The 14777-nt window shown below is 58.7% G+C and carries 13 protein-coding genes; 5 read left to right on the forward strand and 8 right to left on the reverse strand.

Features of this window, described 5'->3' with window-relative positions:
* Together HXO69_RS01940 and modA are read right to left on the reverse strand one after the other, a co-directional pair.
* On the reverse strand, positions 1–835 hold an 835-nt coding region (locus HXO69_RS01940; protein ID WP_296544987.1), incomplete at its 3' end, for an ABC transporter permease.
* A gap of 149 nt (positions 836–984) precedes the next feature.
* A complete protein-coding gene (gene modA / locus HXO69_RS01945; RefSeq protein WP_296544989.1) occupies positions 985–1791 on the reverse strand; it encodes a molybdate ABC transporter substrate-binding protein in 807 nt (268 codons plus the stop codon).
* Between the two features lie 232 nt (positions 1792–2023).
* On the opposite strand from modA, the gene moaA reads away from it, so the two are divergent.
* The 5 genes from moaA to HXO69_RS01970 all read left to right on the forward strand — a co-directional run bounded on the left by moaA (position 2024) and on the right by HXO69_RS01970 (position 6989).
* The gene (gene moaA, locus HXO69_RS01950) at positions 2024–3235 is read left to right on the forward strand and encodes a GTP 3',8-cyclase MoaA (protein ID WP_296544991.1); all 1212 of its coding nucleotides are present in this window, start codon (positions 2024–2026) and stop codon (positions 3233–3235) included.
* A 104-nt stretch (positions 3236–3339) separates the two neighbouring features.
* Positions 3340–3606, forward strand: a complete 267-nt coding sequence (locus tag HXO69_RS01955; protein WP_049338071.1) for a MoaD/ThiS family protein — start codon at positions 3340–3342, stop codon at positions 3604–3606.
* Positions 3606–4310, forward strand: coding sequence for a molybdenum cofactor guanylyltransferase (locus HXO69_RS01960; RefSeq protein WP_049338070.1), 705 nt, complete (start codon positions 3606–3608; stop codon positions 4308–4310). Before HXO69_RS01955 ends, HXO69_RS01960 begins: the two co-directional genes overlap by 1 nt.
* 141 nt (positions 4311–4451) lie before the next feature.
* Positions 4452–5765 (forward strand): molybdopterin molybdotransferase MoeA, encoded by a 1314-nt coding sequence (locus HXO69_RS01965; RefSeq protein ID WP_044150187.1) that lies wholly within the window; start codon positions 4452–4454, stop codon positions 5763–5765.
* Positions 5766–5912: 147 nt separating this feature from the next.
* Positions 5913–6989 (forward strand): LacI family DNA-binding transcriptional regulator, encoded by a 1077-nt coding sequence (locus tag HXO69_RS01970; protein ID WP_296544994.1) that lies wholly within the window; start codon positions 5913–5915, stop codon positions 6987–6989.
* Between the two features lie 116 nt (positions 6990–7105).
* Here the strand turns inward: HXO69_RS01970 and HXO69_RS01975 are convergent, their stop codons facing one another.
* The 6 genes from HXO69_RS01975 to HXO69_RS02000 all read right to left on the reverse strand — a co-directional run bounded on the left by HXO69_RS01975 (position 7106) and on the right by HXO69_RS02000 (position 14710).
* Positions 7106–7759, reverse strand: a complete 654-nt coding sequence (locus HXO69_RS01975) for an N-acetyltransferase (RefSeq protein WP_044150184.1) — start codon at positions 7757–7759, stop codon at positions 7106–7108.
* Positions 7760–8032: 273 nt separating this feature from the next.
* Positions 8033–10024, reverse strand: a complete 1992-nt coding sequence (locus HXO69_RS01980; protein ID WP_296544996.1) for a PTS beta-glucoside transporter subunit IIBCA — start codon at positions 10022–10024, stop codon at positions 8033–8035.
* 243 nt (positions 10025–10267) lie between these two features.
* Positions 10268–11809, reverse strand: a complete 1542-nt coding sequence (locus HXO69_RS01985) for a glycoside hydrolase family 32 protein (protein ID WP_296544998.1) — start codon at positions 11807–11809, stop codon at positions 10268–10270.
* 323 nt (positions 11810–12132) lie between these two features.
* On the reverse strand, positions 12133–12507 hold the full coding sequence (rplL, locus tag HXO69_RS01990; protein WP_005504884.1) for a 50S ribosomal protein L7/L12: 375 nt from the start codon (positions 12505–12507) through the stop codon (positions 12133–12135).
* Between the two features lie 156 nt (positions 12508–12663).
* On the reverse strand, positions 12664–13194 hold the full coding sequence (gene rplJ, locus HXO69_RS01995) for a 50S ribosomal protein L10 (RefSeq protein WP_049338065.1): 531 nt from the start codon (positions 13192–13194) through the stop codon (positions 12664–12666).
* A 388-nt stretch (positions 13195–13582) separates the two neighbouring features.
* Positions 13583–14710: an ABC transporter ATP-binding protein gene (locus HXO69_RS02000; RefSeq protein ID WP_296545002.1), complete on the reverse strand. Its 1128-nt coding sequence runs from the start codon at positions 14708–14710 to the stop codon at positions 13583–13585.
* Positions 14711–14777 lie beyond the last annotated feature (67 nt).

Consider the following 14777-nt stretch of genomic DNA (forward strand, 5'->3'; position numbering starts at 1 on the left):
GGCCGAGGACCCCGAAGATTCCTAGGTAGAGGCTGATGAGTATCAGGGCGCTTCCGAGGGCGCTGGGGATGTCGCTGCTGTTGATGGCTAGGTCGATGGCGAGGGGTATGGTTTGGGTTTTGCCTTGCACGTTGCCGGCGAAGGTGACGGTTGCGCCGTATTCGCCGAGGGCGCGGGCGAAGGAGAGCAGGAAGGCGGTGGCGAGGCCGGGCGCAGCGAGGGGCAGGAGCACTTTGAAGGTGATTTCTGCGGGTTTAGCGCCTTCGACGAGGGCGATTTCTTCGTATTCGCGGGGAATAGCCTGCAGGGTGGTGACTGCGGTGGCAACGAAGAAGGGTAGGGCGACGAAGACCTGGGCGATAATCACCGCATTGGGGGTGAAGGGGATGGAGATTCCTGCCTGGTAGAGGTAGGTACCGATCATGCCTTTGCGTCCCCAGAAGAAGAGCAGGCCGAGGCCGGAGACCACCGGTGAGAGAATCACCGGGGTGTAGATGATGGCGTAGAGGACCGACCCGAAACGGTGCAGCCGCGAGCGGTTGAGCACTTTAGAAAGCACGAGTGCCAGGGGTGCGCCGAGAAGACCACAGATGAGGGTGGATGCGGCGGCGGTGCCTAGCGAGAGGTTCGCCGCCCCGAGTACCTGCGGGGTGAAGATGCTGCCGAGCTGGCTCCAGGGGATGTTGAGGAAGAGCCCGAGGAGCGGCCCTGCAATGAGGAAAATACCCAGCGACGCCGGAACCAGGAAGAGCACGGGCACGGAGGCGAAGAGGCCGCTCCCGGGCGTGCGTGAGGCGCCGGCGCGGCTGCGGGTGGTTGCGGTGCTGTCTGTCATGGGTATTTCTCGGCGTATTTCTTCGGGGTTTTGAGAGCGCGGCAGGAAACGCGTTCAGGATGCGGCGGCTTGCTCGTTGAGCGTGCCGCCGCATCCTGCGGGTGTCCGTTCTGTGCTCTGGGTTTCAGCGGTGCGGAACGGCGCTAGCGTTACTTGGCGGTGCTGAAGCCGTAGTCGGTGAGGATCTTCTTCGCCTCGTCGGAGGTCTTCAGCCATTCGTTGAACTTCTTCGCGGCTTCGGAGGAGGAGCCGGTCTTGCTCAGCGCTGCGGGGTATTCGTTGCGTTCCACGTCAGTCAGCTCAACGGAGCCGAGGTTGGCGCCCTTCTTCTTGGCTGCGGCGAGGTCGGTGGTGTAGATGAAGCCCGCGTCGGCGTTACCGGTGGTGACCTTGGTTGCTACGTCGGTGACCTTGCTTTCGGTGGTTGCGTTCTTGAGGGTGATGTCGTGCTTCTTCAGTTCCTGGTGGGCGATGGTGCCGCAGGGAACGTCTTCTTTGCAGACGGCTACGACGCCTTCGGTGGTCTTGAGGTCGTCGAGGCTGTTGATCTTACCGGGGTTACCTTCGGCGGTGACGAGCACGAGCTTGTTGGTGACCAGAACGTTGGTTTCGGAAGCCGAGAACTGGTCAAGCTTCTTTGCCTTGTCCATGTTCTTGGTGTCTGCGGTGATGAGCAGGTCGGGGGTTGCGCCCTGCTCGATCTGGTTGACGAGCTTTGCGGAGCCCTCGTAGACGAAGGTGACGTCTACGCCGGGGTTGGCGGCTTCGTATGCCTTTTCGAGGTCTGCACCGGCGTTGTTCAGGGAGGCTGCGGCGAAGACTTCGACCTTGCCGGAGGCTGCCTGGCTGCTTGCGGCAGATGCGGTGGACGAAGATGAGCTCTGGGTGGCGCCGCATCCGGTGAGGGCGAGGGTTGCTGCCGCGAGCGCGCTGAGGGCTGCGAGGGGGCTCTTCATGAGGTATTTCCTTGGTTGGTTCGTACTGCTATTGAAGGTGAGGTGCGTCCATGTGCGGGCTTTATGTGACGTCCCGTGTACGTCCCTAGCTTGTACACGTGTTGTTGCGTTGTCACGGTAGTCTGCGGTGGCGCAGTTGTAACTTACCCTTCACACACTATGTAAGGGGCGCCGGAACATGGAATAATCATATTGTCACCTGAAATATGCAAATTTTCCACATAGGTTTTACATGGCGTACACGGCGAATTCGGCCTCTTCTGAACTCATTGCGGGCCCAACGTTAAGCACCTTATCTTCTGCGGAGGGTAACGGGGCTGCTTTTGTTACGCCCGAAAAATCTGAGAGCGGCGTCAAGCCTGCGCGTAAGCTCCCTAATATTACGAACAGCGGTCCGCTCTTGGACCGTTGGGGTCGCGTGGCGACGGATCTGCGTATCTCTCTGACCGATAAATGTAATCTTCGTTGCATTTATTGCATGCCGGCGGATGGTTTGCAGTGGCTTCCGAAGGATAATCTGCTCTCCGCCGAGGAGATTGCGCGCCTTGCCGATATTGCGATCACTGAGCTGGGCGTGGAGGAGATCCGCTTTACCGGTGGTGAGCCGCTGGTCCGCGCTGATTTGGTGGACATTATTTCTCGCATCCATGAGGCGCATCCGAGCATTCCGTTGGCGATTACGACGAACGGTATTGGTTTGGAGAAGCGTGCCGCCGCCCTGGCGGAGGCTGGTCTGACCCGCATCAATGTTTCTCTGGATACGATTTGCCGTGAGACCTTTGCCGAGCTGACCCGCCGCGATAAGCTCGACGCCGTGCTCAAGGGTATTGACGGTGCGGCGGAGACTGGTCTGTGGCCCATCAAGATTAATGCTGTGCTGATGCCGGGCCTGAATGATGATCAGGCTCCGGAGCTTCTGCGCTGGGCGTTGGCGGGCGGCTATCAGTTGCGTTTCATTGAGCAGATGCCACTGGATGCAGATAACCGTTGGACCCGTGAGGGCACGATTACCGCCGCTGAGATTCGCGAGAAACTGTCGGCTGAGTATGTTCTGGGTTCGGTGGCGGAGGCGCGCGGCGACTCCCCCGCTCAGCTGTGGGAGGTGTACCCGCTCGGTACTGCCCTGGATGAGGCGGGCTTCCCTGCTGACGGTACCGAGTCGCTGGGCCGTGTGGGTATTATCGCCTCGGTCACGGAGTCGTTCTGCAATGCATGCACCCGCACCCGCCTGACGGCGGACGGTAAGATTCGTTCCTGCTTGTTCTCCGACACCGAGACTGATTTGATGCAGCTTCTGCGTTCCGGTGCCGACGATCAGCAGCTGGCTCTGCGCTGGCGTGAGGGCATGTGGTTTAAGCCGCGAGCTCACGGCAAAGAAGACGCTGACTTCGATATTGAGGAGTTCGCCAAGGCGAGCCGCTCGATGAGCGCTATTGGTGGCTAGGAAAGCCGCTGATTCATCAGCCGAAGGTGCGCGGATAAGGCTTTTTATTGGCATCTTGCGCCCGTGATTTTCGGCTGTCCCCTGACTTAGGATTGAGGAGCATTATGCAGGTTCATTTTTTCGCTGCCGCACGTTCTGCGGCGGGTACCACGCAGCTGTCGGTACCTTTGGCTGAGTTACCGTCGGCAACTCTTGGCGCGCTCGTTGAGCATCTGGGTCAGAGCTTGGAGGGTACGACCCCGTCGGGTCTGACTCTTGCGCAGGTGATGGAGCAGTGCTCGTTCCTGGTCAATGGTGCCCGCTCGGATGCGCAGGCACCTCTGCAGGATGCCGACCGTGTGGACGTTCTGCCTCCCTTTGCGGGTGGATAATGCGGGCGGATAAAATGCCCGGTTCTGTACTTCCCGCTGGGGGCGATTTTTCGTGCGCCGCGGTCGTTGTTGCCGGAGGTGCTTCTCGCCGCCTGAACCACGTGCCGAAGGCGTCCCTGTCTGATGGTACGAATACTCTGCTGGATTGTGCTCTGGAGGCGGTGGCCGCCGCATCCCCGCGCGTGGTGGTGGGTCCTGAGAGCCTACCCTTGCCGTCGGGGGTGTTGCGTACTCGTGAGGATCCGCCGTTTTCGGGTCCTGCCGCGGCGATTCATGCCGGTTTGGAGTGCATTGCGGCCGATTGCGAGCGCTCGCAGATTCCTGTGCCCGACTGGTGCCTGATTTTGGGTGTGGATACTCCGCGTATTGCCCCGGCGGTTCAACAGCTGATTACTGCGGCGCAAAGTGCTGAGCGCACGGCGGGCTTCTCCCCTACTGATTCGGAATCATTTGAGGGTGCTGAATCATCTGCAGGTTTCTGGGGTGTTTCTGAGGGTATCTATCAGCCGCTGGTTGGTATCTACCGTTTTGAGGCAATTCGTTCGGTCTTTTCGGCCGGCACCACCAACGCTTCTGTTCGTTCTTTTTTGCGCCGTTTGAACCCGGTGGCGGTTCAGATGTCTGCCGCTGATACCGCCGATGTTGATACGTGGGAGCAGGCGCAGGCGCTGGGTTATACGACGTCGCTTTGGTCAAGCTATTAGTAGCTGAGCTACCGCAGTGTGATATTAGGGCCTGACTACGAGTACCCTAGGTGATAAGTCTTGGCTTTAGATGCCGTGTACATGTAGCGTTTTTGAGCTCGCGCGCTGTTGCGCGTCCCGCACACACTTTTACGAGGTACGATGTCTCACCATATTCCTTCTGTTTCGTGGCAGCAGGCCCGCCAGATTTTGCATGAGCAGGGCCTGGAGATTGCACACCATGTGAAGACGGAGTCTTTGCCGCTGCTGGCGACAATTGACCACTATTTGGCGGATGATGTTTATTCGATGATGCCGGTGCCCCACTATAGCTCCTCGGCGATGGACGGTTACGCTGTGGCGGGTGCACCTCCGTGGCGTCTGGTGACTCCGGCGTATCCGGAGGATTCTCGCGCTAATATTCACCGTCTGACGGTGCCGATTGCTCCGGGTGAGGCGACCCCGATTTTGACGGGTGGTTTGCTCCCTGAGGGCGCTGAGGCGATTGTGCGCGAGGAGCATTCGCGCCTGTATGAGGGTGCGGAGGCTTCGTCTCGCCCTGGTGTAGCTGCTCATTTGGAGACTCAGTCCAGTATTCATTACCTGGATATGGCGGAGGGTTTTGAGCCTCCGGCGCCGGGTGCTGATATTCGCCATGCTGGTGTTGAGCTGGAGCGTGGCGAGTTGTTGGCGCGCCACGGTGACCGTATTTCTGCGCGTATGGCGGCGTTTTTGGGCATGAATGGTTTTGATGAGTTGCCGGTGTACGCCCCGATTCCGGTGCGTTGCGCGTTTACGGGTAATGAGGTCATTACGTTTGGTGTGCCTGCGCCTGGTCAGGTGCGTGATGCGTTTGGCGGCTTTATGGAACATGCGATTATTTCTGCTGGCTGCGAGGCGCGCCCGTCAATTCGCCTGGCGGATGTTGAGTCTGAGTTCCGCACGTTCTTGTCTACATCTACGGCTCGTGTGCTGGTGTTTACGGGCGGGTCGAGCACTTCGGGTGTTGATTTGGTGCGTAAGGTGCTCAACGACATGGGCGCAACCTATTTGTTTGAGTCGGTGGATGTGCGTCCGGGGCATCCGGCATTGGCTGCGCGTTTACCGGTTCCGGAGACGGGCCCGAATTCTGGTCGTGAGCGTTTTGTGTTGGGTCTGCCGGGTAATCCTTTGGCAGCGTACACGGCTTTGTATTCGTATTTGCCGCCGCTTTTGGCAGGTATGAGGGATATGCCGCTGCCTGAGCTGGATTCGGCGGTTCTGGGTGAGCCGGTTGATACTTTGCGTAAGCCGGCGGGGGTTCGTCTGTTGCCGGTGTCGGTCCGTGATGGTGTAGCGTATCCTCTACCGAAGTCGGCGTCGCATATGTTGTCGTCATTGGCAGCGGCTACTCACTGCGCGGTGTTGGATGATTCTTCGGTTCGGGGTTCCGCTCATGAGGTGGGGGCTCGGGTTCCGATTATTCCGGTGCTGTAGACCGGCACGGCAAATCGGCACGGCAAATCGGTGCGGTAGAAGGCACATCGGAAAAGCGCTTTTTCTGGTTTTTGAGGCTCAGGTAGCCTGCTGAGAGGGTATAGTAGAGAGATATGTCAATCGTTTAGCATATCGAAGGGAGCCCCCGTGGCTAAGCCTAAACTCAGCGATGTTGCAGCCCGCGCAGGGGTCTCTCCCACTACCGTATCCCGCGTGCTCAATAACCGCGGCTACCTGAGCGAAAGCACCCGCACCAAGGTCCACGAGGCAATGCGGGAACTCGGCTACCGCCCCAACGCCATCGCCCGCAGCCTGCAGGGCCAGCGCTCGCAGATGGTGGGCCTCATCTTCCCCACGGTCGCAAACCCCTTCTACGGGGAGATGGTGTACCGCCTCGAAAGTTACCTTGCCGAAGCAGGCTACCGGGTCATTCTCTGCAATAGCGATGACCACCCCGAACAAGAGAAGCGCTACCTGGAGATGCTTTTCTCCAACCAGGTGGACGGCATTATCAGCGGCGCGCACTCTGACGCGCTGGTGAATATTCCGCACGCCCAGGCTCCCCTGGTGACCGTGGACCGCCTCGAAAGCGGCTTTTACCCGAATGTCCGCTCCGATAATTACGGAGGCGCTCGCGCCGCCACGGAGCACCTCATCGCCACGGGTGCGCAGAATATTGTGCACGTGACGTCAACCCTGGGTGAGCACAATGAGCGTCAGCGCGGATACCGTGAGGCAATGCTCGAAGCCGGACTCATGCCGGAGTTCCTGGAGCTGGGCTTCCGTCCTTCACTGGGTATTAAACGTGAGGTGCTCTACCGCTACCTTGATGAACGCGCCGATAGTCCGGAGCCGGTGGATGCGGTCTTTGCCTCCAACGATAATTACGCCGCGTTGGCGCTGGGCTGGGCGCGCGCACGCGCTATTCGTGTTCCGGAGGATTTCCAGGTGATTGGTTACGATGGCACGCAGAGCGTTCAGCTGCTCATGCCGGAGTTGGCGACCGTGGTTCAGCCGATTGAGGGCATGGCAGAGCGTACCGCGCAGCGTCTGCTGGAGCTCATTGAGCTACAGCAGGAGGATTCCTCAGAGAAGACCACTCCCCCAATTACCCAGCCCGAGGATGTACTCCCGGTTGAGCTCCATCTGGGGGCTACGGTGCGTTCTATCCCGAATCTGGATCAGATTCAGCCTGACACCTCCGCCCCGGACGAGCTCCAATAGACGAGCTCCAATAAGAAGCTCCTCTTCTGACGATAAAAATCCGCCCCACCGTGCGAGTGCTCACGGTGGGGCGGATTTTGCATATACATTTATCGGTTTTGTGCGCGTCCGGAAGTTTAGGAGGCGCGCTGCACAATCTCGGTCGGGCCGGTTCCGGGGTAGACCATACCGACGGCGTGCGCCTTGGAGAAGATACCGTGGAGCGGTCCGAGGGAGAAGAATCCGCGGCGCTCGTAGAGGCGTGCACTGTCGTAGGTCGATGCTTCGAGGTAAGCGGGGTAGTCACCGATGCGTTCGGTACCGTAATCGAGTAGCCGGGAGCCGATACCGCGACCTCGATACTCTTCAAGAACACCAATGTTGAAGAGGTACCAGTGCTTGTACGCGGGGCGGTACTTGAGCAGGTGCAACTCCATCAGGATTGCCTTCAGCAGAGTCTTGCAACCGAGAGCCTTGTAGTAGGCACCAAACTGCTTGAGCTCGTTAGCAAAGGAACCTTCGTGAGATTCGGGGGTGTTCCAGAGGCAGACACCCACAATCTTGCCGGTGGAGTTATCAATAGCGATGTCGATACGTCCGCGGCCCTGGAAGTTGCCGTAGACCTGCAGGGTCATGATTGCGCGGAGCTTGGCAAGTTCCTGTCGGCGGCTACCGCCTGCGATGACTGCCATCATGGCGGGATCTCCGTCGAATGCGGCAATCAGCACCTCGAGCGCATCTGCATATTCATGAGACTCGGCGGTGCGCACGGTATAGGAAGCTGAGGTCATATTCACCCTTTACAAAAGCTTGAAACTATACATAAATATTAGCTGGATTATTCACTCCTGGCTAATAAATTCTGCCTTATCAAGACATTTTTCACGGTCATGCATTAATGTGTGCCAGCTTATATTGCACCATTATGCATAATTTTAGTGCATATTTATTCATATCTTTTTTGCATGTTTTTGCAGGAAAAATTGAACACCCCGCACCAGTTCTAGGAAGAGCGGTACGGGGTGTACATCACGTTGAGGTTATCTACTCACTAAGAGTGCAGACTATGCGTTAGCCTTTGCCTTCAGTGCAACCTTCAGGAGCGAATCTGCATTGGTGACAGATGCGCCCGAAGCCTGGACATCTTCAACCGAAGCAGCTGCCTTCTTGGCGTTGGTGATCACCATGGGGGTTGCCAGCGGGTAGCCAGCCGCCTTGATGGCGGGGATATCAAACTCAGCGATGACGTCGCCGCGCTTGACGGTGTCGCCCTTAGCAACCTTGGGCTCGAAGTGCTTGCCGTCAAGCTCAACGGTGTCCATGCCGATGTGCATCAGCAGATCCAGGCCATCTTCGGTACGCAGACCGTATGCGTGGCCGGTGGGGAATGCAACGGTGATCTTGCCGTCAGCCGGTGCGTAGAGCTTACCTTCGGTGGGCTCTACTGCGGTGCCTGCACCCAGTGCGCCGGAGGAGAAGGTGGGGTCCTTGACGTCTGCCAGCAGAACCACGGAACCGACCATGTGGGAGCCAATCTCGACGCTCTCGCCAGCCTCAGCTGCTACAGCAGGAGCGGCAGCGGCGGGAGCTGCGGCGGCAACAGGAGCAGCAGCAGGTGCCTCAGCTTCCTCAGTGTTGCCAGCCTCGACCTTCTTGCCCCAGATGAAGGAGGCAACGAAAGCGATGACGGTGGTCAGGATGAGGCAGCCGAAGAAGCCAGGAATACCAGCGCCAACAGTCGGTTCAATCGAGGGGAAGCCAAGGTAACCAGCGGCGCCAAGCTTACCCGCCTTAATTCCAAGAATAGAAGTAAACATCGAACCAATACCCGCGGAGACGATTGCAATGTAGAAGGGCCAGCGCAGAGCCAGGTTCACACCAAACATTGCGGGCTCGGTAATGCCGAGGAATGCGGAGGGTGCAGATGCCGAAGCAATACCCTTGATCTTCTTGTTCTTGGTGGTCAGTGCGACACCGGCTGCGGCAGCACCCTGCGCCACGTTAGACATGGAGGCAACGACGAAGATGAAGGAACCGCCGGTTGCCCACAGGCTCATCTCGATGGGCGGGAATGCCTGGTGCATACCGGTCATCACGATGAATGCGTAGAAAGTACCGAAGATCAGACCGCCGAGCGGGCCAGCAACGGTGTAGAGCCAGTTAATACCTTCACCCAGCCAGGTACCCAGCTGGAACATCGGCGGGCCGACCAAGATGAAGGTCAGGAAGCCGGTGATAAGGATGGTGAGGGTCGGGGTGAAGATGAAGTCGATGGTGCCCTTGAGGACCTTGTGGAAGAACTTCTCAATGTGGGACAGGATGAAGGCAACCAGCATGATGGGCAGCACGGTACCCTGGTAGCCCGCCTGCTGGACCTGCAGGCCGAAGAGGTTCCAGTACTTCATCGGTTCGCTACCCTCGGCACCTGCCAGAGAGGCAGCGACATTGTAGCCGTTCATCAGTGCCGGGGAGACCATTGCGGCACCCATGGTCATGCCCAGGTAAGGATTACCGCCGAAGACCTTGGTTGCGGAGAAGCCAACCAGCACGGGCAGGAAAGCGAAGGGAGCTGCGGAGAGCAGGTTGACGATGTCCGCGAAGTCAGCCCATTCCGGGTAAAGTTCAATAACTGCCTGGGGACCAAAGATACCCTTGGAAGTCAGGAGGCTATTGAGCGCCATCAGCATACCGCCACCGACCAGCACCGGGATGAGCGGCACGAAGATGTCAGCAATGGTCTTGATGAAGCGGGAGACAATGTTGCCCTGCTTGGAGGCAATTTCCTTGAGCTCGTCCTTGGATGCCTCGGGTGCGCCAGCAGCGATGAGGTGCTTATGCACCTCGTTGACGTCGCCGGGGCCGACGATGATCTGGAACTGGCCAGCGTTAAGGAAGCTACCCTTGAGGTCTTCGTCGTTGTCGATTGCCGCCTGGTCGACCTTGTCCTGGTTCTTCAGGACGAGGCGAAGGCGGGTTGCGCAGTGTGCGGCTGCAACGATGTTGCCGGCGCCACCGACGTCCTTCAGCACGCGCTGTGCCACTGACTTGTGGTCCACGCTCGCTCTCCTTTGTTTGGAGCACCACCGTATGATGCTTTGTAAATGGGGTGGGGTGACATGTCTGTGTGTGCATGTCATGCATATGTCATACGTTTGACATATCAGATGTAAAACATGGTATCACGGGAAAGTTCTTAAAAGCGAGGGCCCACTCTCCACACGGAGAGTGAGCTCTCAAACATATTCAGAAATTACCGTAAAACCACCCGTGCGGGCGGCTCCTAACGCCTAGAAAACGACTTAGAGACGACCGTACTCCAGGGACAGCACCTCGCCACCGGTCAGGCGGACGCGGCGCTTATCACCCTTGAAGAAGGTGCGAGCGGTCATAACCTCAGCGCCCATGGACGCAACCAACTTGCCGCCCACGTACAGTTCGGTAGCCGAGCCATCCACCAGCAAATCAAACTCGCGAATCTTCGAACGCTTCAGGGTACGGCGGCGCAGGCTACCACCCTCGGTGTAGCGAGTACCGCCACGGTCCATCTGCACAAAGTCCTTATCCAGCACAATGCTCAGAGCCACGCCGTGAGTGTCCTTAATCTTCAGCTTCACGCGCTCATCAGAGACGTTCACACGGCCGCGCAGGCGGAAGGTCAGGGCGTTCTTCAGCTCCACGAGCTTGCCCTTCTCCTCCTCGCGGTACAGCGGCTTCATCTCCATCGCGTCGTTGAGCTGCGGCACCGGGCGCTGGAACAGCTTGCCGTTACGCAGGTGCAGCTCACGCGGGTAGGTGAACATGTGCACCCAGCGGTGGCTCCACGAGGGCAGGTCGTCCTGGTCTGCGTTGCCCAGCCACGCGATCATCACCGGGGCATCGCCGCTCACGGTGTGCGGTGCCTTCGGGTCAGCGGTCAGGCCGGTACCGGAGATGGTCTGCGGGGCGTAGAACTCGAAACCTGCATCCAGCTCGGTGAAGGGGGTCTCCACGGTGAACTTGAGGGTCTCGTTATCCAGCGAACCGACAATGTAGCCGCTCTGGAAAATGTTGTTGTACTTCTCGCCGAGGGGCTGCATGCCCTGCGGGCTGAAAATCAGCACGTCGCGGATTTCACCGGTCAGCTCATCGCGCATGCTCAGCAGCGAGGGGCACTCGTACATATAGGTGCCCTTGAGGGTCTTATCCTTGATGCCCAGCTCGCCGCGGAAGGTCCACTCGCGGCGGTCGGCGGAGGTGTACACGACGACGGCGCCGGTCAGGTCCTCACGCTGAGCACCGATAACCATCCACCATTCGCCGTTACGCTCAAAAACGTGCGGGTCGCGGTAGTGCGCGGTGTAGCCCTTCGCGGGGCCGGAAATCAGCGGGGGCAGCTGACGGGTCGGCTTCGCATCCTCACCCGCGGTAGCAAGAATCTGGTAGGTTTCGCGGTTGCCTTCTTCGTCCTTCACGTTACCGGTGTAGAAGAACTCAAAACCGCCGGGAACCTTAATGCCGGAGCCGGAGTAGCAGCCGTGCGAATCGTAGCGGCTATCGGGAACCAGCGCGGTGCCCTCATCAGTCCAGTGGGTCAGGTCCTCACTGACCGCGTGGCGCCAGTAAACCATACGCTCCGGATGCAGGGGCGAGTACTGGTAGAAGGCGTGGTAGCGCTTGCCGTCGAAGACCAGGCCGTTCGGGTCGTTCAGACGGCCCACGGGAGGCGCCAGGTGCAGAGCCGGGTAGTCGCGGTCTTCACGAACACCGGCACCGAAAGCGTCCAGGATCTGCTGTGCTTCAGCCGCCAAGTCGCGGGCGGGTCGCTCGGTTGCGCTCTTCTTCTTTTTCTTCTGCTCGCTCATGTCTATCCGCTTTCGTGCAAAGGAATGTCTGGGTTGTCTCATCCCATCATACGGCACCTCTCCCCCATTGCTGGGCTCCAGGAGAGAGGAACCACAGTGCTCTCAGCCTCTCTCATCCGAGGCACAGGGCGACCACAGCGGCTTATACCGCCACATACCAAATATCTGGCACATACCCCGTTTGCTACAGGAGAAAAGAGCGGGCACGACGAAGCCCCGCGCCTCCCCCAGTCTTATGTCGGGGTAGGTTCGGGGCCGTTAAATGCCGCGAGGCGGCGCATCCGATGGATGCACCGCCCGCGTAAGAATCGAGAAGAAGTCGATTACTTGAGGGTGATGGTTGCGCCAGCAGCCTCGAGCTGCTCCTTAGCCTTCTCAGCGTCTTCCTTGGAAACGCCCTCGAGCAGAGCCTTGGGAGCGCTGTCAACCAGGTCCTTTGCTTCCTTCAGGCCGAGGGAGGTCAGGGCACGAACTTCCTTGATCACTGCGATCTTCTTGTCGCCAGCGGACTCCAGGATAACGTCGAACTCGGACTTCTCTTCAGCAGCCTCGCCTGCTGCGCCGCCTGCTACAACTGCAACGGGAGCAGCTGCGGTGACGTCGAACTCTTCCTCGAATGCCTTGACGAACTCGGAAACCTCAACGAGGGACAGTTCCTTGAATGCTGCAATGAGTTCTTCGATGGACAGCTTAGCCATTGTTTGGCTCCTTCACTATCTGGTGCGGGCTGACGCCCGCGGTGTAAAACTTCAGTACCTACCCGGAAAGGGCCGGTCAAATTTAGGGTGCGTTACACGCTATTCGCGTTCACGCTGCTGAGTATCTCAGCGCTGGTGCAGTAGCACGAAAGGGGCTTATGCCTCTTCCGAAGCCTCCTCGGCTGCAGCGGGAGCTGCGCCTTCCTGCTCCTCCAGCTTGACGCGCAGTGCGTCTGCAACCTGTGCGATACGTGCGATGGCTGCCTTTGCGCCACCTGCAACCTTGGACAGCAGAACCTCGCGGGATTCCAGGTCAGCGTAGCGCTTGACGTCGTCCTCGGTCAGAGCGGCACCTTCGTAGTAACCGTTCTTCACGATCAGCTGGGGGTTAGCCTTGGCAAAGTCACGCAGGCCCTTAGCAGCATCAATCAGGTCGCCCTTGATGAATGCCAGTGCGGAGGGACCCTGGAGGTGGCCTTCGAATGCGTCGATGCCAGCTTCCTTAGCTGCGATAGCAGCCAGCGTGTTCTTCACCACGGCGTATTCGGTCTCTGCACCGAGTGCGCGGCGCAGCTCCTTGAGCTGTGCAACAGTGAGACCGCGGTATTCGGTCAGGATGACTGCGTTCGAAGCTTCGAAGAGTTCCTTCAGCTCGGATACTGCAGCGATCTTTTCCTGAGTCGCCATGGTAGTTCCTTCTTCCGATTCTTGTAAGGTCGCCGGTAGAGCCTCGAAGCATTTATTGCAAGCAATAAAAAATGCCCCGACGCGTAGGCGTACGAGGCACGATAGACGGTACCCTGCATGAGGGCAACGGCTATTCACTTCGAGTTACCTACGCGGGCGGCGATTTCTAGTGAAATCTGCTCTTATCAGAACTCTGTTCTTCGTCTCCATCGAGGTGGCGATAAAGGACATAGTTCTAGACCGGCGGTCTTTGGTTCATTCATCATCTCAGGTTAAAGCCCAAGTCGCAAGTTAAAAACGCGATTAAGCGGGGTTAATCACTTAAAGCCCCTCTTTAAGTCGATTAACCCGTGCTTTATCCCCTCTGAAAGGCCCGGTAAACCACGTTTTAGAGGTAAAAACGCTTTCCCTCAGAGAACAAGAAGCAGCGCTCAGCAGCCACGCCCAGGTGCACCCGCTCCCCCACGTTTAGGGAGGCGGTACCCTGCGCATCCGGGATAAAGAACTCAAGCTCCTGGTCCGCACGCACTCGGGCATATATTTGGGCGCTCAGTTCAGTTTCCGCTGAAGCCCGCTGGGATTCCAAAGGTAAAGAAACTGCCTCCAGCAGACGCCCGCGGTACAGCATGCCACCGACCAGGTGACGGTAGCCGAGCATCTGCACCGGTAGAGCGTGAGCAGCATCTGCCGCCACGGGGTGCAACGCGGTCGCACGAATCGCAAGCTCACACCCGGCAGGAAGAAACTCCGACTCCTCAAGAGCCAACAGGTTCAGCGCGGGAGCCGCCAAAAGCTTCGCCACCTGCAGAGTATGCGGATGCGCCAACAGACGCTCCGGAGTATCCACCTGCACCAGGTAACCGGCATCCATCACCGCAACCCGCTGACCCAGCATGAGCGCCTCATTCTGATCATGGGTCACGTACAGGCCCGTAAAACCGTAGCGCTCGTGCAGACGCACAATATCCGCGCGGATACTCGCGCTCATCTCCTCATCCACGCTCGCCAAAGGCTCATCAAAAAGCACCACCGGAGCACGGCGAATCAGTGCACGCGCAATGCCCACGCGCTGCGCCTGACCACCCGATAGCTGCGAAGGCTTACGAGATTCCAAGCCCTCAAGCTTCAATGCTTCCAGCAGCTCGCGGTAGTAGTCCATATCGACCCCACCGGAGAACGCTCCCAGCCGCGTCGGGAACAGGATATTGTCCTTCACGCTCAGGTGCGGGTACAGAATCGGGCGCTGAAACACCACGCCCACCGAGCCACGTTCCAGCGGCTGGCCGGCATAGGTCACTCGACCCGCGCTCGGCTCCTCCAAACCGGCAATAATGCGCAGCAGAGTCGACTTGCCCGTTCCCGAAGAACCCACCAGGGAAATCAACTCGCCGGGGTGAACATCCAGGTCAATCTCGTTCAGAACCGTCGTATCGGTGCCGAAGGTCTTAGCGACGCCTCGAATGCGCAGGCCCTCAAAGGGCTCCGCCGCGGCAGAAGAATAGGATGCAGAAGTCATTCCCCCATTATCGCCGAAACCCGCACCCGGCACGGGCGCAGAAGATAAGCGCCGTCATACAACGCCA

Source organism: Rothia sp. (in: high G+C Gram-positive bacteria), from assembly GCF_015265375.1.
Classification (GTDB): domain Bacteria; phylum Actinomycetota; class Actinomycetes; order Actinomycetales; family Micrococcaceae; genus Rothia.